This is a genomic window from Nocardia tenerifensis NBRC 101015, assembly GCF_000308715.1.
GTDB lineage: Bacteria > Actinomycetota > Actinomycetes > Mycobacteriales > Mycobacteriaceae > Nocardia > Nocardia tenerifensis.
This window is the reverse complement of the sequence record NZ_BAGH01000241.1, coordinates 21,880-41,033: the sequence shown is the minus strand read 5'-3', so window position 1 is coordinate 41,033 and position 19,154 is coordinate 21,880. Positions and strand designations below refer to the sequence as shown.

At 69.4% G+C, this 19,154-nt stretch carries 19 protein-coding genes; 10 read left to right on the top strand and 9 right to left on the bottom strand.

The window, feature by feature from the left end; translation table 11 throughout:
* Window positions 1–23: 23 nt before the first annotated feature.
* Window positions 24–257: a preprotein translocase subunit SecG gene (gene secG / locus ON39_RS19350; RefSeq protein ID WP_040736283.1), complete on the top strand. Its 234-nt coding sequence runs from the start codon at window positions 24–26 to the stop codon at window positions 255–257.
* Here the strand turns inward: secG and ON39_RS19345 are convergent.
* Window positions 244–1,374, bottom strand: coding sequence for a YbfB/YjiJ family MFS transporter (locus tag ON39_RS19345; RefSeq protein WP_040736282.1), 1,131 nt, complete (start codon window positions 1,372–1,374; stop codon window positions 244–246). The two genes, secG and ON39_RS19345, sit on opposite strands and share 14 nt — an antisense overlap.
* 69 nt (window positions 1,375–1,443) lie before the next feature.
* Between ON39_RS19345 and ON39_RS19340 the strand changes: the two genes are divergently transcribed.
* The gene (locus tag ON39_RS19340; protein ID WP_051186807.1) at window positions 1,444–2,325 is read left to right on the top strand and encodes a LysR family transcriptional regulator; all 882 of its coding nucleotides are present in this window, start codon (window positions 1,444–1,446) and stop codon (window positions 2,323–2,325) included.
* Window positions 2,326–2,585: 260 nt separating this feature from the next.
* Here the strand turns inward: ON39_RS19340 and ON39_RS19335 are convergent, their stop codons facing one another.
* Window positions 2,586–3,434 carry an SDR family NAD(P)-dependent oxidoreductase gene (locus ON39_RS19335; protein ID WP_040736281.1) on the bottom strand — a complete coding sequence of 283 codons (849 nt, stop codon included), beginning with the start codon at window positions 3,432–3,434 and terminating at the stop codon, window positions 2,586–2,588.
* Window positions 3,435–3,488: 54 nt separating this feature from the next.
* Here ON39_RS19335 and ON39_RS19330 point away from each other — a divergent pair, with 54 nt between their 5' ends.
* On the top strand, window positions 3,489–4,478 hold the full coding sequence (locus tag ON39_RS19330; protein ID WP_040736313.1) for an alpha/beta fold hydrolase: 990 nt from the start codon (window positions 3,489–3,491) through the stop codon (window positions 4,476–4,478).
* 60 nt (window positions 4,479–4,538) lie between these two features.
* A complete protein-coding gene (locus tag ON39_RS19325; protein ID WP_040736280.1) occupies window positions 4,539–5,141 on the top strand; it encodes a DUF7691 family protein in 603 nt (200 codons plus the stop codon).
* Window positions 5,142–5,681: 540 nt separating this feature from the next.
* Here ON39_RS19325 and ON39_RS19320 read toward each other — a convergent pair.
* Window positions 5,682–6,161 (bottom strand): SRPBCC family protein, encoded by a 480-nt coding sequence (locus tag ON39_RS19320; protein WP_040736311.1) that lies wholly within the window; start codon window positions 6,159–6,161, stop codon window positions 5,682–5,684.
* A gap of 387 nt (window positions 6,162–6,548) precedes the next feature.
* Between ON39_RS19320 and ON39_RS19315 the strand changes: the two genes are divergently transcribed.
* Genes ON39_RS19315 through ON39_RS19290 form a run of 6 tightly spaced genes read left to right on the top strand, consistent with a single transcriptional unit; the run spans window position 6,549 to window position 11,819 of the window.
* Window positions 6,549–7,952: a sensor histidine kinase gene (locus ON39_RS19315; RefSeq protein ID WP_246003253.1), complete on the top strand. Its 1,404-nt coding sequence runs from the start codon at window positions 6,549–6,551 to the stop codon at window positions 7,950–7,952.
* Window positions 7,949–8,365 (top strand): roadblock/LC7 domain-containing protein, encoded by a 417-nt coding sequence (locus tag ON39_RS19310; RefSeq protein ID WP_040736279.1) that lies wholly within the window; start codon window positions 7,949–7,951, stop codon window positions 8,363–8,365. Before ON39_RS19315 ends, ON39_RS19310 begins: the two co-directional genes overlap by 4 nt.
* The gene (locus tag ON39_RS19305) at window positions 8,362–8,733 is read left to right on the top strand and encodes a DUF742 domain-containing protein (protein WP_040736278.1); all 372 of its coding nucleotides are present in this window, start codon (window positions 8,362–8,364) and stop codon (window positions 8,731–8,733) included. Before ON39_RS19310 ends, ON39_RS19305 begins: the two co-directional genes overlap by 4 nt.
* A complete protein-coding gene (locus ON39_RS19300; RefSeq protein ID WP_040736277.1) occupies window positions 8,714–9,328 on the top strand; it encodes a GTP-binding protein in 615 nt (204 codons plus the stop codon). The genes ON39_RS19305 and ON39_RS19300 overlap by 20 nt, the downstream gene beginning before the upstream one ends.
* The gene (locus ON39_RS19295) at window positions 9,325–10,602 is read left to right on the top strand and encodes a cytochrome P450 family protein (protein ID WP_040736276.1); all 1,278 of its coding nucleotides are present in this window, start codon (window positions 9,325–9,327) and stop codon (window positions 10,600–10,602) included. Before ON39_RS19300 ends, ON39_RS19295 begins: the two co-directional genes overlap by 4 nt.
* A complete protein-coding gene (locus tag ON39_RS19290; RefSeq protein ID WP_040736275.1) occupies window positions 10,599–11,819 on the top strand; it encodes a cytochrome P450 family protein in 1,221 nt (406 codons plus the stop codon). The genes ON39_RS19295 and ON39_RS19290 overlap by 4 nt, the downstream gene beginning before the upstream one ends.
* Window positions 11,820–11,825: 6 nt before the next feature.
* Here the strand turns inward: ON39_RS19290 and ON39_RS19285 are convergent, their stop codons facing one another.
* From ON39_RS19285 to tal, 6 genes are all read right to left on the bottom strand, one after another.
* Complete coding sequence (locus ON39_RS19285) at window positions 11,826–12,305, bottom strand: hypothetical protein (RefSeq protein WP_040736274.1); 480 nt, start codon at window positions 12,303–12,305, stop codon at window positions 11,826–11,828.
* 5 nt (window positions 12,306–12,310) lie between these two features.
* Window positions 12,311–14,509, bottom strand: coding sequence for a thiamine pyrophosphate-dependent enzyme (locus ON39_RS19280; RefSeq protein ID WP_051186806.1), 2,199 nt, complete (start codon window positions 14,507–14,509; stop codon window positions 12,311–12,313).
* A gap of 296 nt (window positions 14,510–14,805) precedes the next feature.
* Window positions 14,806–15,555 carry a 6-phosphogluconolactonase gene (pgl, locus tag ON39_RS19275; RefSeq protein ID WP_040736273.1) on the bottom strand — a complete coding sequence of 250 codons (750 nt, stop codon included), beginning with the start codon at window positions 15,553–15,555 and terminating at the stop codon, window positions 14,806–14,808.
* On the bottom strand, window positions 15,548–16,456 hold the full coding sequence (opcA, locus tag ON39_RS19270; RefSeq protein ID WP_174412543.1) for a glucose-6-phosphate dehydrogenase assembly protein OpcA: 909 nt from the start codon (window positions 16,454–16,456) through the stop codon (window positions 15,548–15,550). Before opcA ends, pgl begins: the two co-directional genes overlap by 8 nt.
* On the bottom strand, window positions 16,453–18,012 hold the full coding sequence (gene zwf / locus ON39_RS19265) for a glucose-6-phosphate dehydrogenase (RefSeq protein WP_040736271.1): 1,560 nt from the start codon (window positions 18,010–18,012) through the stop codon (window positions 16,453–16,455). The genes opcA and zwf overlap by 4 nt, the downstream gene beginning before the upstream one ends.
* Window positions 18,013–18,017: 5 nt before the next feature.
* Complete coding sequence (gene tal, locus ON39_RS19260) at window positions 18,018–19,151, bottom strand: transaldolase (protein ID WP_040736270.1); 1,134 nt, start codon at window positions 19,149–19,151, stop codon at window positions 18,018–18,020.
* Window positions 19,152–19,154 lie beyond the last annotated feature (3 nt).

The following is a 19,154-nucleotide window of genomic DNA, read 5'->3' as shown; positions in this document are numbered from 1 at the left end:
GACGCCCGCCTAGAATCTCTCGAATGCGCATGTTCCTCGATATCCTCCTGATCATCACCAGCGTGCTGCTGGTGCTGCTGGTGCTGCTGCACCGCGCCAAGGGTGGAGGTCTGTCCAGCCTGTTCGGCGGTGGTGTGCAGTCCAGCCTCTCCGGCTCGACCGTTGTGGAGAAGAACCTCGACCGAGTCACCATCTTCACCGGCCTGGTGTGGGTCATCGCCATCCTCGGCATCGGCTTGGAGATCAAGTTCGCCTGATCAGGCGGGTCACCAGACCGGCCGCGAGCGTCGCGGCCGCCAGCACCAGGGCGGCGATGACGAACGCGGCCGGATAACTGTCCCTGATCACCGGCGCGACGACCAGGGGACCGAGCATCTGCCCCGCGCCGTAGACGGCGGTGAGCGGCGCGGCGGCGCTCCCGTCGGACAGTTCGCCGCCGATCCGAATCGCCAGCATGACGATCCCGAGGAACGTCGCCCCGAACAGCACCGCGGCGATCACTGCGGGCCACACCGCGCTCGACACGGCGGGCAGCACCGCCGAAACACACTGCGCCAGTAGGGCACTCGTCATTGCGACGGCCGGAGCCCAGCGGCGCGCGGCCACGCCCCACAGCACCGTCGCCGGCACCGCGGCCACGCCGACCACCACCCAGATCGCCGAGCCGACCACCGGCCCCCGCTGATCGCTCACCGCGGCCACCAGAAACGTGCCGATCACGATGTACCCGACACCCTCCAGGAAATAGGCGACGAGCAGCGCCCGCCACGCACCCCGCGACCGGACGGTGGCCTTGCCGGCCCGCCGCCCCGGCCGGATGTCGAGCCGCAGCGCGGGCACGAGCAACGCCGCGGTCAGCACTGCTGAGACCAGCCACATGCTCTGCCAGCCGAGGAACGGCCGCACCGCCAGCACCAGCAGCCCGGTGAGCGCGATGCCGAAACCCACTCCGCTGATGGCGATTCCGGCCGCGTCCCGGCTGCTGCCGTGCCGCGCGGCCACCCCGGCGCACGCGACGAAGATGACGGCGCTGGTGACCCCGGCGACCAGCCGCAGCGCGGCGGCGACACTCGTCGGCGCGGGCACGGCCATTAGCGCCTCGCTGAGGATCAGCAGCGTGGCGGAGAGCCGGAAAACGTTGCGGCTGTTCAACTCCGGCCACCAGGTGAGCGCGACGGCGCCGAGCAGATAGCCGGCGTAGTTGGCCGCCGCGATCACCGCGCCGTCGTTGGTGCTGATCCGGTGCGCGTCCACCATGATCGGCAGCAGCGGCGTGTAGACGAACCGGCCGACGCCCATCGCGGCGGCGAGCCCGGCCGCGGCCGCGAAGGCGGGGGCGAGGCTGTGGCGTGGTGCTGTGCGAGTTGCGGTCACTCCAGCGAACGTACGTCTCGTTCCCACCCCTGTGAAATGCTTTCTACGCACCATGTATACGCTCGACGCATGGAAGTGCGGCCGCTGCCCGACGGAGCCGATCCGCAGGACGGACCGACGAATATCGAACTGCGGCATCTGCGGGCGTATGTCGCGCTGTGCGAGGAGGCCAACTACACCCGCGCGGCCGCCGCCCTCCACCTGAGCCAGCCCGCGCTGACCAGGACCATTCAGCAACTGGAGCGGATCGTCGAGTGCCGCCTCATCGAACGCACCTCCCGGCGCTTCGCGCTGACCGACGAGGGCGCCGAACTGCTGACGCACGCGCGTCGCGTTCTCGCCGATGTCGACACCGTGGCTGCCCGGCTGCGGGCCCGCTCCGCGGTGGAAATCGGCTTCGCCTGGCTGCTGCCGACCAGCTGGTTGGCCGCGACCCGCCGCCGCTACGAGGCCGCGGGCGGCCGGCTCACGCTGCGCCGCGTCGACGATCCGCTGGCCGCGCTCGACGTGCGAGCCATCGATATCGCCATCTACCGCAAGGCGATTCGACTGCCGAGCCACTTCGACTCGCGGGTGATCGCGACCGAGCGGCGGTTGCTCGCCGTCTCCGTGCATTCGCCCCTCGCGACCGCGACCGATCTGCGCTGGGCCGATCTCGCCGGCTACCCCCTGGTCGTGAACGTGGTGTCCGGCACGACCCACGCCGGTTCGTGGGACGAGGGCGACCCGGACCGGCCGATCATCACCTGCCGGAACTTCGACGAGTGGATCGAGCTGGTCGCGGCCGATCGCGGCATCGGCGGCGTGCCCGACCTGGCCCGCAGCCGCGCGCCGCACCCGGGCGTTGTGTATCTGGACATCCCGGATGCGCCGCCGTCGCACGTCTACCTGGCCTGGCACGCCAAGCCTGAGCCGTCGCGTGCGGTGCGGCGGTTTCTTGGTGTTGCGTGATGGGGCGATCGCGACCTGGTGCATCTTGCCCTTCGCGTGCAGAGCCGCGCAGCTCGGCGTCGCTTCAGATCTGCGCGGGATCAGGCCCATGGTGCCGAGCTTGTTGACCACGGGGATGAGCGAGGACGAATCACAGACGCGGGCGACCTCCTCGATCACGATGCCTGGCGGCTGCGCGCGGTGTGGTGGTTTCTTGGTGTCGCGTGATGGGGTCTGGCCGTCGCCTGCGGGGCGGCGGTTTTCGGGCGTTGCGTGCCGGGTCAGTCCGCGCGGGGAATGCGCCCGTCGACGTCGGTGAACCCGTAGGCCTCCGCGAGATCGGCCACGCGCCAAGCGGTTCCGGTGCGCGACCGGCGGCCGGGGTCGGCGGCGAGCGCCGCGACGGCGCGGCCGGGGAACCGCGGCGTCTCCGCCTGACCCAGGTCGAAGGTGCCCTCGCCCGGCAGGGTGACCAGGCGCTGACCCTGAGCGTCGGCCGGAACCAGTTGCAGCAGTTCGGTATCCACGATGCCCGGCCACAGCGAGACCACGGTCACCTCGGTCTCGGCCAGGTTGTGCGCCATGTCTGCGGTGAGCCGGTCCAGCGCGGTCTTCGCGACGCCGTACACCGCGTTGTGCATGTATCGCTGCGAGCCCGGCGAGGAGATATTGACGATCAACCCGCCCGACTCGATCAGCAGCGGCGCGGCGAAAACGCTTGCCACGTAATGCGATCGAACGCCGATGTCGAACGTCTCGTCCCAGGCATCCGGCGGTACCTCCCAGAACGGCTTGCCGAGCCAGCGCGCCGCGGCAGGGGAGTTGTACACGTTGTTCACCAGCACGTCGAGGCGGCCGTGCTCGTCGCGGATCGTCTGGAACAGCCGCCGCACCGCGTCGTCGTCGCGGTGATCGCAGACGAACGGGACGCCGACCCCGCCCGCCGCGTCGACGGCGGCCGCGGTCTCGTGCACCGTGCCGGGCAGTCGCCCCGGCGTGGCCGAGCGTCCGGTGACGTACACCGTCGCCCCGGCCGCCCCGAGCTCCAGCGCGATGCCTTTGCCGATGCCGCGACTCGCGCCGGTGACCACCGCGATCTTGCCCGCCAGTGCGTTAGGTATTCCGCTCACGACTTCGGCACATTACCGTTAAATGAGAACACGTTCTAGGTTTTGGAGGCCGCAGTGGAGTTGACGCATCGGTTCGTGACGGCCAACGGCGTCCGGATGCACGTCGCCGAGCAGGGCGCGGGGTATCCGGTGATCTTCTGCCACGGCTTCCCGCACACCTGGTTCATCTGGCACCACCAGCTGGCCGCCGTCGCCGCGGCGGGCTACCGCGCCATCGCGCCCGACCTGCGCGGCTACGGACAGACCGACGCGCCCGCCGACATCGACTCCTACACCAACCGCGCGGTGATCGGCGATCTGCTCGCTTTGCTCGACGACATCGGCGCCGAGCAGGCGGTGTTCGTCGGCTTGGACTTCGGCGCGGCGCTGGTGTGGGAGTTGGCTTTACGCGCGCCGGAGCGGGTGCGCGGGGTGATCGTGTTGAACAACCCCTTCGCGCCGCGTCCGCCGCGCGCGCCGTCGCAGCTGTGGGCCAAGGCCGCCGCGCGACACTTCCTGCACCTGCACTACTTTCAGCAGCCCGGCGTGGCCGACGCCGAACTGGCCGCTCGCCCAAGGGATTTCCTGGCGCGGGTGTACTACTCGCTCAGCGCCGACTACCACTACCTCGACACCTGGCAGTTCCCGGCGGAGGGCACCGGCTACCTCGATGTGCTGCCCGAGGCCCCGCCGCTGCCGTGGCGCTGGCTCACCGAGGCCGAATTCGACACCCTCGCCGCGGAATTCGAGCGCACGGGCTTCACCGGCGGCCTCAACTGGTACCGCGCGCTCGACCGCAACTGGGAACTCGCCGCGGACTACGCCGACGCGTCCGTCACCGTCCCCGCCTACTTCGTGTACGGCGACCACGACCCGGACATGGAGGGTTTCAGCGGCCGCGACCCGCTCGCGACCCTGCGCGCGTCCGTCCCGGACCTGCGCGCGGTGACCGAGATCGCGGACGCCGGACACCTCGTGCAACTCGAGCGCGCGGGCGAGGTCGGCGCCCTGCTCACCGCCCACCTGCGCGAACTCGTCACCGACACCTCGGAGGTGCCCGCGTAACGCCAAACGCCCTCCGCCGGTGCGCCGTTCATTGTCGGTGGGTGCCGCTAATGTTCGCTCATGAGTTACAGCCTGAGCGTCTACGTCGTCGAACTGGATAGGGTCAGGGCCGCGATCGGCTCGCGGGACGACAAGCTCCGGCGCATGATCGGCGGCCGGTTCAAGGCCCAGCTGGCCCACGCCGACGACTGGTTCGCCGAGGAGATCGCCGGCGGCGCCCCCACGCGCTACGACGCGGTGCGCGCCGTCATCGAGGGCGGCCCGTTCGACCGGTCCTATGGCTTCCAGTACGCGTACGCGTATCAAACGATCTGCCAGTTCTACGGCCGCTTCCTGGACAACCGCTACTTCTCCCCGTTCCGCAACGGCTGGCTCGAGCGCGTCGACGAGGGCTTGGCCGAGCTCGGCATCAAGGCGATCAACCTGGCCGACTTCGTCTACCACGCGCTGCCCGCCGCCCTGCCCGAGCCGGCGGACCTACCCGGCTACGGCGAGTGGACCCCCGAGCAATGCGCGGAGGCCCTCGTCCAATGGGAGTCGACGCCGCCACGGCAACGCGAGGAGATCGACCACGAGGTACTGGCCGCCATCGAGTCGTGCATGGAGTGGATTCGCGAGGCGCAGGCCAGGCCGGGATGGGGGATCGCGGGCTTCTTCCTCTGAGGGCAGTTTCGATCGACGGTTCCGCTCAAAGATTCGGCAGCCGCTCAGCCGATCGACCACCCCGCCGAACCAGTTGACAGCCCTGCTCAGTGGGTTGACGGCTGCGCAGTCGAGTGCGGCCCTGCTCCGCCGATCGACGGCCGCGCAGCCGATTGCGACCATGCTCCGCCGATCGACGGCTCCGCTCAACGATTTGGCAGCCCGCTCAGCCTCGACCACCCGCCGAACCAATCGACGGCCCCGCTCCGCCGGTCGACGACCGCGTAGTCGATTGCGGCAATGCTCAGCCGGTCGGCGGCTCCGCTCAAACGATGTGGCAGCCCGCTCCGCCGGTTGACGGCCGCGTAGTCGATTGCGGGCCTGCTCAACCGGTTGACGGCCGCTCAGCCGGATGCGGGCCTGCTCAGCCGGTCGGCGGTCGCGCAGTCGATTGCAGCCCTGCTCAGCCGGTCGACGGCTACGCAGCCGTTGTGACCATGCTCAGCCGATCGTCGGCCGCTCAGCCGAATGACGGCCCGGCTCAGCGAAACATCAGCCAACTCAACGATATTCATCGGCTCGTTTCGGATAGTCGGCCCACCGCGGCAGCGGCTGATACTCCAAATAGGCGGTGAGCCGATCGAGCAGGTACTGCCAGCGCGGGCCGACCACGCGCGCCTCGTCGGGGCTGACGTGCCTGCGGATCAACTCGACATTGGTGACCACGCCGACCTGGGTCATCCGCAGTTCGAGCAGGCACCCGCCGACGTGCGCGATCAGTTCGTGCGGCGCCTGGCAGTGCCCGACGCGGACCGCGATGGGGCTCGATACCGGCCCGTCCATGGGTTCGATCGTCAGATTGCCGTTGCCGCCCGACACCGCCCCGAGCCACCGCCCCAACTGCCCCCGGTCGGTCGCCGCCGACCAGACCTCGAGCACCGGTTTGCGGAACGAGCGCAGATAGTGCAGGAGCACCAAATCGCCGTCCGCCGCGCGATCGTGCTCCGGCCGAACCTCACCGAGCATGGACATCATGGTCATCGCCGTGCCCTCCACTGCTGGTCATCGTCACCGCCACTGTATTGCCAGTATTCTCCGGACGAATCCGGATCGTGGGGAATCCGGGCACGGCGTGCCTACCCGAATGCGACGCAGGCGCGGGTGGCGGCGGTGTGTCCACCGCGTGACGAGGCGATGATCGGCGGGCTGCCGAGCGGTAGCTGCCCGGTCGCCGGTGTCGTTGAAAATTAAAGTAGCGCAATACAATACAACCACCGCGGCGCGGAAGTCGCGGTCGCGCCGGTCTCTTCGATCGAGATGCGGAACCGCTTGGCGGTCTGTACATTTGGTGCAGCCCGAACGCTGCAGGAGGGGTCGGGACTCAACAAGCATGCCTTCTCGGTGAACGCGAGTGCGGAAGTACGGAACTTGTCACAGTCATTGATCGCGCCGGAAGGCGAGCGTCGGGAACCGCTGTTCCGTCGTCTGCGCATGCCGCTGCTAGCCCTGCTGACCTGCGCCGCCGTCACCTCGGTCGGCGTGGTGGTCGCGGTGTATCTCGCGCCGACCGACTTCCGCGTGCCGCTGACCATCGGCGCGGTCACCGTCGCGATCGCCTTGTGCGCCACGGTAACCGCCGCGGTGCACTATCGCGGCGCGGCCCAGCGGGCCCGGCGGGCGGCCGAGGCGGTGACCGCCGAGGCGACGGCCAGGATGGCGGCCGCGAGCGAGGCCGCGGGCGCACAGGCGTGGGAGTCGAAGAACAGCGAAAGCCGCCGGGCCGCGGCGATGGCCGCGTTCGCCGGCGCCGCGGGCCGCATGCAGGCGATGACCACGAGCATGCTCGCCGAACTGCGCGAGATGGAGCACCGGCACGCCGACCCCAAGGTCCTCGCCGACCTGCTGCACCTGGACCACCGCACGGCGCAGGCGGGCAGGCTCGCCGACAGCATCGCCGTGCTCAGCGGCGCCCGCTCCGGTCGTCGGTGGGCCAAACCCATTGCGATGGAGTCGATTCTGCGCGGCGCGATGGGCCGGGTCGCCGGCTATCAGCGGGTGCGCCTGCGCGCCATCGCCGAGATCGCCATCGCCGGCCACGCCGCCGAGGGTGTGATGCACACCCTGGCCGAACTCCTCGACAACGCGTGCAACTTCTCCCCACCGACCACCGAGGTGCACGTCTACGCCGCCGAGGTGCCCGCGGGCGTGGTGATCACCATCGAGGACAGCGGCCTGGTGATGAGCGAGTCCGCGCTGCGCCGCGCCGAACAGACCGTGTCGAACGTCAGCCCGGACGGTCGCGGCCAGCGCTCCGCCGACCTGTCCTCGCTCAGCGGTACCCGGCTCGGTCTCGCGGTCGTCGGACATCTCGCCCGCAAGCACGGCCTCACCGTCTCCTACCGGCCCTCGGCCATCGGCGGCACCGCCGTCGTCGTGGTGGTGCCGCGCGATCTCACCGCCCGCGTCGACCGTTCGCAACCGGCGGCGCTGGCCACCCATCCCTCGCTGCCGACCGCGTCGCCGACCGTGACGCCGGTCGCCCTCGCACCCGAGGCCGCCGCGCCCACACCCGCGCCGCAGGCCGCCCCCGCCCCGCCGCTCACCGCCGAGCACACCAGCATGGGCCTGCCGAAACGACGCAGGGGCAGCACGCTGGCCGCGGTCCACCCCGCCGGCCTCTCGCTCCCCGAACCCGACGCACCCGCGGCCACCCCGCCCGCGTCGACCCCCGCGGCGTTCGGCGCGTTTCAGCGGGCGTTGGCCGGTCGTGACGCCGACGACTCCGCGACACCCTCCCCCGTCCCTACCGTTGCCGTGGAGAATGATCGATGACAACGTCTGTTCCGTCGCAACTGAGCTGGCTACTGGAGCAACTGCTCGCCCGCACCCCGCGCGCCCGGCACGCGCTGCTGCTGTCCGGCGACGGCCTCAAGATCTGCCACACTCCGGAACTCAGCATGGACAAGGCCGATCAGCTCGCCGCCATCGCCGCGGGCATCCAGAGCCTCTCGCACGGCGCGTCCGTCGAGTTCGGCGACGGCAGAGGCGGTGTGCGCCAATCGATGACGGAGTTCTACGGCGGCATCCTGTTCATCGTGGAGGCCGGGCTCGCCGCGCACATCGCGGTGGTCGCCGCCGAGGACGCGGACGCGGGCCTGGTCGGGCACAACATGCGGGAGCTGGTCGAACAACTCGGCCACCACCTAGCGTCCACACCGCGGGTCGGGGGAGCGAGCGTGTCGTGAACAGGCCAGGCCGCGACGACGACCCCGACCGGCTCTACACGCTGACCGGGGGACGCAGCACACCGGACTCCGACAGCTTCGACCTGGTCACGCTCGTGGTCAGCGAGTGCGATCCGAGTCCGGGCATGCAGTCCGAGCACGTCGCGATCCTGGACATGTGCCGCGCCCCGACCGCGGTCGTCGAGATCGCCGCCGAACTGCGCATCCCGGTCGGCATCGCGACCATTCTGCTGTCGGACCTGCTGCACGCAGGCAAAATCACCGTCCGGCACCCCGACGCCGGCCCCGGTCACCTTGACGCGCCGTGGAATTCGGTGCCCGACTCCACCACCCTCGAGAAGGTGCTCGTTGGACTCCGCAACCTTTGACGCTCGGCCCGCCCGCGCCGACGCACCGCTGAACAGCGCGACCCGCCAGGGCCTGAAGATCGTCATCGTCGGCGGTTTCGGGGTCGGCAAGACCACCATGGTCCGTGCGGTCAGCGAGATCCGCCCGCTCGACACCGAGGCCACGATGACCAACGCGGGCATCGGGATCGATGATCCGACCGGCGCGCCCGGCAAGTCGACGACGACGGTCGCCTTCGACTTCGGCCGCATCACCATCGACGCCGAGAACGTGCTCTACCTGTTCGGCGCGCCCGGCCAGGAACGGTTCTTCTTCCTCTGGGACCGGTTGTTCTCCGGCGCGCTCGGCGCGATCGTGCTGGTCGACCAGCGCCGGATCGCCGACTCCTGGTACGCCATCGACCGGCTCGAGGCCCAACGCACGCGATTCGTGGTGGCGTGCAACAACTTCGACGGACCGTCGCGACTCGACGAGGTCCGCGACGCGCTCGATCTGGACCCGCACGTGCCGCTGATCGACTGTGACGCCAGGTCGCGCGAGTCCTGCAAACGCGTGCTCATCAGCCTGGTCGAGCACCTCTATGCCGACGCCCCGCGAGCGGAGACCGCATCATGACCACCCCGAGCGCGGCGTCGGCCGCCACCGGCGGCTGCCCGGTCCAGCCCGGCGCGGTGCCGCTGAGCGGCCCGCGCTTCCACACCGACCCGCAGCACCTCTACCGCGAGATGCGCCGCGAGCACGGGCCCGTCGTCGCCGTCGAGCTGCCGGGCAATGTCCCGGCGTGGCTGGTCATCGGGTATCGCGAGCTGCATCAGGTCACCAGCGATCCCGAGCTGTTCCCGCGCGACGTCGCCCTGTGGAACCAGTGGCCCAACATTCCCGAGGACTGGCCGCTGCTGCCGATGGTCGGGCAGCCGCGGCCGTCGATCTACTTCACCGCGGGCGCCGAGCACCGCAGGCACGTCGCGATGGTCGAGCCCGCGCTCGAATCCGTCGACCCGTTCGAATTGCGCCGCACCTGTGAGGATGTGGCCGACCGGCTGATCGACGGGTTCTGCGGCCGGGGCGAGGCCGACCTGGTCGCCGAGTTCGCGGTGCCGATGCCGGTGCTCGCGCTGGCCTGGGCGCTCGGCTTCCCCGACGAGGACGGGCCGCGCCTGGCGTGGAGCATGAAGGCGCTCGCCGACGGCGGCGCGGACGCGCAGGCGGCCTACGGGCGCTACTACGAGCAGATGCAGCAGGTGCTCGCCGCGAAGAAGGCCAGGCCCGGCCACGATCTGGTGTCGCGAATGCTGGCGCACCCCGGTCAGTTCAGCGACGAAGAGTACGTGCAGGACCTGATGGCGGTCACCGCCGCCGGGCATCTGCCCACCGCCGACTGGATCGGCAACTCGGTGCGGCTCATGCTCACCGACGACCGGTTCGCGGCCGCGCTCGGCGGCGGGCGGCGCAGCGTCGGCGAGGCGATGAACGAGGTGCTGTGGGAGGACACGCCCACCCAGATCCTCGCCGGACGCTGGGCGGCGCGCGATACCCGCTTGGCCGACAAGGTAATTCGGGCCGGCGACATGTTGCTGCTCGGGCTCGCCGCCGCCAACGCGGACCCGCACGTGCGTCAGCACCTCGTCGACGGTGTCGAGCCGGCGCACGCGGGCAACAGCGCGCACTTCGCGTTCAGCTACGGCGAGTACCGGTGCCCGTTCCCCGCTCAGCAACTGGCCGAGATCATCGCGCGGACCAGCATCGAGGTGCTGCTGGATCGGCTGCCCGATATCGACCTGTCGGTTCCCGCGCAGAACCTGGTCCGCCGTCCGTCGGCGTTCCTGCGCGGCATGACTTCCTTGCCGGTTCGTTTCACCCCAGTTCGTGCAGTCGGAGGTACCCAGTGACCCAAACATGTCCGTTCGCCATCGATCCGATGGTCGGTGACCTCGCTGGAGAGACCGCTCACCTGCGCGCCGCGGGACCGGTCGCCCGCATCGAGCTGCTCGGCGTGCCCGCCTGGACCATCACCGAGCACTCCGTGGCCAGGCAGTTGCTCGTCGACCCCCGGCTCATCAAGGACATCAACGGCTGGTCGCTGTGGAACTCCGGCGTGGTGACGCGCCAGTGGCCGCTGATCGGCATGATCGACGCGGGCCGCTCCATGTTCACCGTCGACGGGGCCGAACACCGGCGGCTGCGGATCAAGACCACGCAGGCGTTGTCGCCCCGTCGACTAGCCGAGCTGCGCCCCACCATCGAGCGGCTGACCGCGGAGCTCCTGGAGGATCTCAGCGCGGCGGGCGACGGCGGCGCCGTGGTGGATCTCAAGGAGGTGTTCGCCTACCCGCTGCCGATGCGCGTCGTCAGCGAGCTGATGGGCGTGGACCGCGCCGACCATCCGATGCTGCTCGACTGGTACAAGGCGTTCTTCTCGCTGCTCACCCCGCAGGACGAGCGGTTGCGCGTGATCGACGAAATGGACGTCTACTACACGGATTTGGTGCGCAAGAAGACCGCCGAACCCACCGACGACCTCACCAGCGCCCTCATCCTCGCCGCCGACGGCGGTGAGCCGCTGACCGAGGAAGAGGTGGTCGGCAACCTGAAGGCGCTGGTCGCCGCCGGTCACGAGACCACCGTCGGGCTCATCCTCAACGCCGTGCGCGCCCTGCTCACCCGCCCCGAACAGCTCGACAAGGTCCGCTCCGGGGACATCGAGTGGAAGCAGGCGGTCGAGGAGACGCTGCGCTGGGACAGCCCCGTCACCCACCTCCTCATGCGCTTCGCCACCGAGGACATCACCATCGGCGACACGGTGATCGAGAAAGGCGAGGGCGTCGTCATGTCCTACCGCGCCATCGGCCGCGACACCGCCGTGCACGGCGAGGACTCCGACGAGTTCGACCTCACCCGCTCAACCTCCAACCGCCACATGACTTTCGGCCACGGACCGCACATCTGCCCCGGCGCCGCCCTCTCCCGCCTCGAAGCGGGAATCGCCCTCCCCGCCCTCTTCAACCGCTTCCCCAACCTCCGTCTCGCAGTCCCGGTCGAGGAAATCCGCAACCTCCCAGTCCTCACCCAAAACGACTTGGCCTCGTTCCCCGTCTACCTCGCCTGATTCTCGTTACGAGGGTTGTGGATTCGCGCCCCGGTTCCGGCGGCGTAGTTCTGTGGCGTTGCGGACCCGTCGTGTTCTGCCCTGCTCTGCCAGCAAGGCGAGGACGTCGGGGGCCGTCGCGGTGGCCGCGGCCTTGCGCTGGAACCAGTCGGTGGCGGTGAGTATCTCGGCCGGGGACCACTTGTGGCCCAACGTGATCGACTGCAGCAGGGTCCATTCCCGTAGGCGGCGGATCAGGAAGTCGTGGCCGGCGGCCAGCTCGGACATGGTGCTCGCCCAGCGATCGAAGTGGGCGTTGTTCCCCGGGATCAGTTGCGCCGCACGGCGGTCGAAGTATTCAACTATCGCCGCTACTGCCATCACGGTGTCTTCGTCGTGCAGGACGGTGGTGACCAGTTCGGTTTCCGCTTCGGCGCTCACGGCGGCCAGCTCCCGGCGGTATCGCCAGTAGCGCCGGTGTTCTTCGGGAACGTCGGTGCCGGACATGATTCTTACTGCGCCAGCAGCTTTCCGGCGGCGGTCTCTATTTTGGTCTCGTCGAGGAGGACGGTGTCGGCGGCGGGGCCTAGGGGGACGAAGCTGTCTTCGCTGGTGACTCTGGCGATGTAGCCGTCGAAGCCTGCGTCGATGAGGGCGGCGCAGATCGACTCGGAGACGCCGCCGCTGTGGCGGGTTTCGTCGGCGATGAGGACGCGGCCGGTGGCGCGGGCGTGGTGGAGGAGGTCTTGGAGGGGGAGGGGGGAGAGCCAGCGTAGGTCGAGGACGCGGGGGCGGATGCCGCGCTCGGACAGGCGGCGGGCGACGCGCAGGCTCATAGGGACGCCGTTGGCGAAGGTGACAATGGTGATGTCGGTGCCGTCGCCGTAGACGCGGGCTCGGCCGATCTCGGCGTGATCGATGTCGGAAGTCGTTGCTAGCCAGGCGTTGTCGCCCGGCTCGTACAGGTCGCGGGTGTGGTAGAGCGCGATGGGTTCCAGATAGACGCAGACGCGGCCGTCTACTCGGGCGGCGGAGACGCAGGTGCGCAGGAGGGCGGCGGCGTCGTCGGCGCGCGACGGGGACGTGACGACGACGCCGGGGATGTCGCGCAGGGCGGCTATCGAGTTATCGTTGTGGAAGTGGCCGCCGAAACCCTTCTGGTAGGCGTAGCCCGCGATGCGGACCACCATCGGGTTGCGGTAACGTCCCTCGGAGAAGAACGCCAAAGTGGCTGCCTCGCCGCGCAATTGGTCGGCGGCGTTGTGAACGTAAGCGAGATACTGGATTTCAGGGATCGGTACGAAACCCGCCAGTGCGGTCCCCAATGCCGTACCGAGCACGCTTTGCTCATCCAGCAGAGTGTCGAAGACGCGGCGCTTTCCGAATTGCTTTTGCAGGCCCTTGGTTACGCCGTAGACGCCGCCCTTGCGGCCGACGTCCTCACCGAAGACGAGGACGTCCTTGTCGCGGGCCAGCAGATCGGCCAAGGTGCGGTTGATCGCCTGACCGAGGGTCATCGGCTCCGCCGCGCCATGGTCGGCCTCGGAAGGTCCCGCTCGAAGCACGTCCGCCCGCACGAGCGCCGGGTTGGTGGCGGCGAGTGGGGCGACTACTGCGGCGGCCGAAGTCAATTTGGGTTCCTGCCAGACGGTTTCGGCCGTGGCGTCGACGCGGCGGGCGATGTCGTCGTAGCGGGCGAGGATTTCGGCGGGGGTGGCGGTGCCGGTGGCGACGAGCAGTCGGGCCGTGGCGGTGACCGGATCGCGGAGGAGGTCGGCGGCGATGTCGGCGGGCCTGCGGTAGGCGGCCTCGACGTCGGAGCCGGCGTGCCCCATCAACCGCACCGTGCGCAGATGCAGGAAGGCGGGCTTGCGGTGCTCGCGAACCCAGGCTGCGGCCGCGATCGAGGTGGTAAGCGCGTCGAGCGGATCGCAGCCGTCGGCACAGAAGTACTCCAGCCCGGTGCGCGAGCCGTACGCCTGCTGGATCCAGTCCGCTGGGGTCGGCACGCTGATTCCGATGCCGTTGTCCTCGCACAGGAACAGGATCGGCAGCGGAACACCCTGGCGCGCAGTGTGTATCGCCGCGTTGATCGCGCCTGCCGCCGTGGAGTGGTTGGCCGAGGCGTCCCCGAAACTGCACAGCACCACCGCATCCGAGGGCCACTCACTCGAAACCCCCAGTCGCGCGGCTCGATCGATCGCGAAGGCGAGCCCGACCGCGCGGGGGAGGTGTGAGGCGATGGTCGAGGTCTGCGGAATGACGGCGGCGGCCTTGCTGCCGAAAACCTTATGCCGCCCACCGGATATGGGGTCCGCGGCCGCCGCGACGACGCCGAGCAGCACATCACGGATCGGGTCGAGACCCGCCACCCGCCGGGCGCGCTGCACGAAGAACGCCCCGGATCGGTAGTGCAGCAACGCCGGATCGTTCACCCGCAGCGCGAGCCCGAGCGCCGCGTTGCCCTCATGCCCCGATGAGCCGATGCTGTAATACCCGCGCTTGCTCGCCCCCAACTGCCGCGCCGCCAGATCCAGGTGCCTACTCGTCGCCTGCGCCTCGAACAACTCCAGCAGCGTCGCGCCGGTGACGCCGGGCGCGATTTCGTCCGTTCGATCCGGTGCCGGCGTCAGCGCCCCGACCGCCGCACGGAACTGATCATCGAGAATCTTGCCCGGACTCCCACCGGGAGACGCAACCCGCTCGCTCACCGCCCCACCCTAACGGCAAACCCGATCTTTCTGCGCGTCATATCCAACTCAGCCGAAGAAGTTCCGGCCAAACCGGCACCAAACCGGATTTCAATCCTCACCCACCCCGACCGGGCCTCGGCATTCCACCGCCCATGCCAAGGCCGCCGAACTGCGCTTGGCCGACCGAGATGTCCGCGGCGGCGTGTTGATCGGCACGGACCGCCAGCACCTGAGGTCTGACGACCGGCAAGGTGCAGCGCCCATTCGCTCACCGAATCGGGTATACGGCCCACGCACGGTGGCGAGAAAAGCACTCAGTCCGGCAGTTGCAGGCTCGACGCGGCGTCTTGATCCAGCAGCCAGGTGGTGGATTCGAGGCCTACCGCGCCTGCGGCGGGGATGTCGACGGGGTCCGCGCCGGAGATGGCCGCGGCTACGGCGTCGGCCTTGGCCGCGCCGCCTACGACCAGGACCACGTGACGCGCGCGGCGGATGGCGGGGATGGTGAGGGTGACGCGGACCGGGGGCGGTTTGGGCGAGTTCGTCACGGCGACAACGAGTTCGTGCTCCTCGCGGACCGCGTCGGTGTGCGGGAACAGCGAGTTCACGTGTCCCTCACCGCCCATGCCGAGCAGGTGCAGGTCGAAGGCGCCGTGCTCGGCGAGGTGGGCGTGCACGGCGGCGGAGTACTCGGCGGCGGCCTCGACCGGGTCGGGGTACTCGCCGTCGGAGGTGGCCACCGGGTGCACCCGTGCCGGATCGACCGGAACGTGGTCGAGCAAAGCCTGACGCGCCTGCAAATCGTTGCGCTCCGGATCGCCCGCAGGCACGAAACGCTCATCGCCCCAAAAGAAGTCGATGGCGGACCAATCGATGTCGCCGGGCGACTTGCGCACCAGTTCGAGCAGTCCGATGCCGGTGCCGCCGCCGGTCAGCACGACCGAGGCGGACCCGCGCTCGGCCTGCGCGGCGACGACGACCTCGACGAAGCGCGCGGCGGCCGAGGCCACCAGCGACTCGGTATCGACGTGGACTTCGACTGTGTCGCTAGCGGATTCACTCATAGGTCACCTTCTCGATTCCGGCGAGAGCCTCGGCGTAGATCTCGTCGGCGTCCAGCCTACGCAGCTCCTCGGCGAGGCAGTCGCGGGTCTCCCTGCGCGCCAACGCGATTCGCTGGTCCGGATCGCCGGTGCGGGTGAGCGTCGCGGTGCGCCCGTTCTGCGGCCGCTCGATGGTGACCGACACCGACGGCCGGTGCAGCTCGACGCGCAGCGCCCCTGAGCGCCGGACCACGGGGCAGTCGAGGCGGATGGCGAGCCAGCCGGCCAGGGTGTCCAGTGCGGGCTCGTCGCGCAGCCCGGACACCAGCACCGACTCGACCGGCTCGTACGGCGGTTCGTCCAGTGCGGCGGCGAGCAGCGCCCGCCAGTAGGTGATCCGGCTCCACGCCAGATCGGTGTCGCCGCTCGCGTAGGAATTCAGCCGTTTCTTGATCGTGGCCTGCGGGTCGGCGGCGTAGGTGGCATCGGTGATGCGGCGAGTCGCCAAGCGCCCCACCGAATCCTTGGACGGGAACTCCGGCGCGCCGCGCGGCCACCAGGCGACCACGGGGGTGTCCGGCAGCAGGAACGGGATGACCACGCTGCTCTCGTGATTGATCAGCTCGCCCTGCAGCCGCAGCACGATCACCTCGGCCGCGCCCGCGTCGCCGCCCACCCGGATCTGCGCGTCCAGCCTGGTCTCGGCGTCGCGGTCGCCGCGCGCCAATACGACCACCCGGCAAGGGTGTTCGCGGCTGGCGTCGTTGGCGGCGTCGATCGCGTCCTCGGCCTCGGAGCTGTCCAGCGTGCACACCACCAGCGTGAGCACGCGCATCATGGTGATCACGCCGTTGCTTTCGCGCAGCTGCACGATGCGCTTGGTGACCTCGCCGGTCGTGGTGTTCGGAATGTCGATGATCACGGTCGCCGCCATTCGCGCCCGGTGCGGGCGAGCATCTCGTCGGCCGAGGCCGGACCCCAGGTGCCCGCCTCGTAGGATTCGGGCCGACCCTGCTCGGCCCAGTGCTCGAGCACGGGATCCAGGATGCCCCAGGACAATTCGACCTCCGCGTTCACCGGGAACAGCGAGGGCACCCCGAGCAGCACGTCGAGGATCAGGCGCTCGTAGGCCTCGGGGGAGGACTCGGTGAACGCCTCGCCGTAGCTGAAGTCCATGTTGACGTCGCGCACCTCCATGCTGGACCCCGGCACCTTCGACCCGAATCGGGTGGTGATGCCCTCGTCCGGCTGTACCCGGATAACCAGCGCGTTCTGGCCGAGATCCTCGGTCATCGTCTGATCGAAGGGCAGGTGCGGCGCCCGCTTGAACATGATCGCGATCTCGGTGACCCTGCGGCCCAACCGCTTTCCGGTGCGCAGGTAGAACGGCACCCCCGCCCACCGGCGCGTGTCCACCTCGAGGGTGATCGCGGCGTAGGTCTCCGTGCGCGACACCGGGTCGAAACCCTCCTCGTCGAGCAGGCCGACCACGTGCTCGCCGCCCTGCCAGCCCTCCGCGTACTGACCGCGCGCGGTGGTCTCGTCCAGCGGCTCGACGAGTTTGGTCGCCGAGAGCACCTTGATCTTCTCCGCCTGTAATTGCTTGGGCTGGAAGCTGATCGGCTCCTCCATCGCGGTGAGCGCGAGCAACTGGAGCAGGTGGTTCTGGATGACGTCGCGGGCCGCGCCGATGCCGTCGTAATAGCCTGCGCGCCCGCCCAATCCGATGTCCTCGGCCATGGTGATCTGCACATGGTCGACGTAGTTGGCGTTCCAGATCGGATCGTAGAGCTGGTTGGCGAAGCGCAGCGCCAGGATGTTCTGCACCGTCTCCTTGCCGAGGTAGTGGTCGATGCGGAAGACCGTCTCCTCGGGGAACACCCCGTTGACCAGCGCGTTGAGCTCCTGAGCGCTCTCCAGGTCGTGCCCGAACGGCTTCTCGATCACCACCCGCCGCCACGGCTTGCGACCCGCGGAGTCGGTGTTGTTCGGCTGCGCGAGCCCGTGCTCGGAGAGCTGGTTGAGCACCACGGGGAACATGTTCGGCGGAATCGACAGGTAGAACGCGTGATTGCCGCCGGTGCCCCGGTCCTTGTCCAGCGTCGCGAGGGTGTCGGCGAGGCTGGCGAAGGCCGCGTCGTCGTCGAAACTGCCCTGCACGAAACGGATTCCCTCGGCCAGGTGGTCCCAGACCTCCTGGCGGAAGGGCGTGCGCGCGTGCGTCTTCACCGAGTCGAGCACGACCTTCGCGAAATCCTCATCCGCGTAGTCCCGCCGGGCGAAACCGACCAGCGCGAAACCCGGGGGCAGCAGCCCCCGGTTCGCGAGGTCGTAGATGGCCGGCATCAGTTTCTTCCGGGACAGGTCGCCGGTGACTCCGAAGATCACCATGCTGCACGGCCCCGCGATGCGCGGGACGCGCTTGTCCCGCTCATCGCGCAGCGGGTTACGCCAGGTCGGGTTCTTTGATCCGGCCATCGCCGTCAGTTGCTCCCGGCTGCCGCGGACAGTTCCTCGGTGGTCGCGGAAATCAGTTCAGCCCACGACTTTTCGAACTTGTCCACGCCTTCGCGCTCGAGCACCTCGAACACGTCGTCGAGGTCGACGCCCACGGCGACGAGCTTGTCGAAGACCTCCTGCGCCGCCGCGGCGGTGCCGCTGACGGTGTCGCCGCGGATCTCGGCGTGATCGGCGACGGCCTCGAGGGTCTTCTCCGGCAACGTGTTCACCGTGTTCGGCGCGACCAGCTCCGTCACGTACATGACGTCGGAGTACTCCGGGTTCTTCACGCCGGTCGAAGCCCACAGCGGCCGTTGGCGATTCGCGCCCGAGGCGCCGAGGTTGTCGAAGGTGGAGGTGTGCGCGCCGCCGTCGAACACGTCCTGGTATTCGGCATAGGCCAAGCGCGCGTTGGCGATTCCGGCCTGGCCGCGCAGCGCGAGCGCGTCCTCGGTGCCGAGCGCCTCGAGCCGCTTGTCGATCTCGGTGTCCACCCTGGACACGAAGAACGAAGCGACGGAATGGATCTTGCCGAGATCGTGGCCCGCGGTCCTGGCCTTGCGCAGGCCGTCGAGGTACGCGCCCATCACCGCGCGGTAGCGCTGGACCGAGAAGATCAACGTCACGTTCACGCTGATGCCCTCGGCGATCACCTTGGTGATCGCGGGCAGGCCCGCCTCGGTGGCCGGGATCTTGATGAACAGGTTCGGCCGGTCGACGGTCTTCCACAGGTCGATCGCCTGCGCCACGGTCTTGTCCGCGTCGAAGGCGAAGCGGGGGTCGACCTCGATGGAGACGCGGCCGTCGACGCCGTTGGACGCCTCGAAGGCGTCGGCGAAGACGTCACAGGCGGCGCGCACGTCGTCGGTGGTGATGGTACGGATGGCGGCGTCGGCGTCCGCGCCCTGGGCGGCAAGCTCTTTGAGCTGTCCGTCGTAGGCGTGGCCCTTGCTCAGCGCGCCCTGGAAGATCGTCGGGTTGGTGGTCACCCCGACGACGCTGCGGGTCTCGATCAGCTGCGCCAGGTTGCCGGACTGGATCCGGTCCCTGGACAGGTCGTCGAGCCATACCGACACTCCGGCCGCCGAGAGGGCGGCGGTATTCGCGTTCTGTGTCATGAG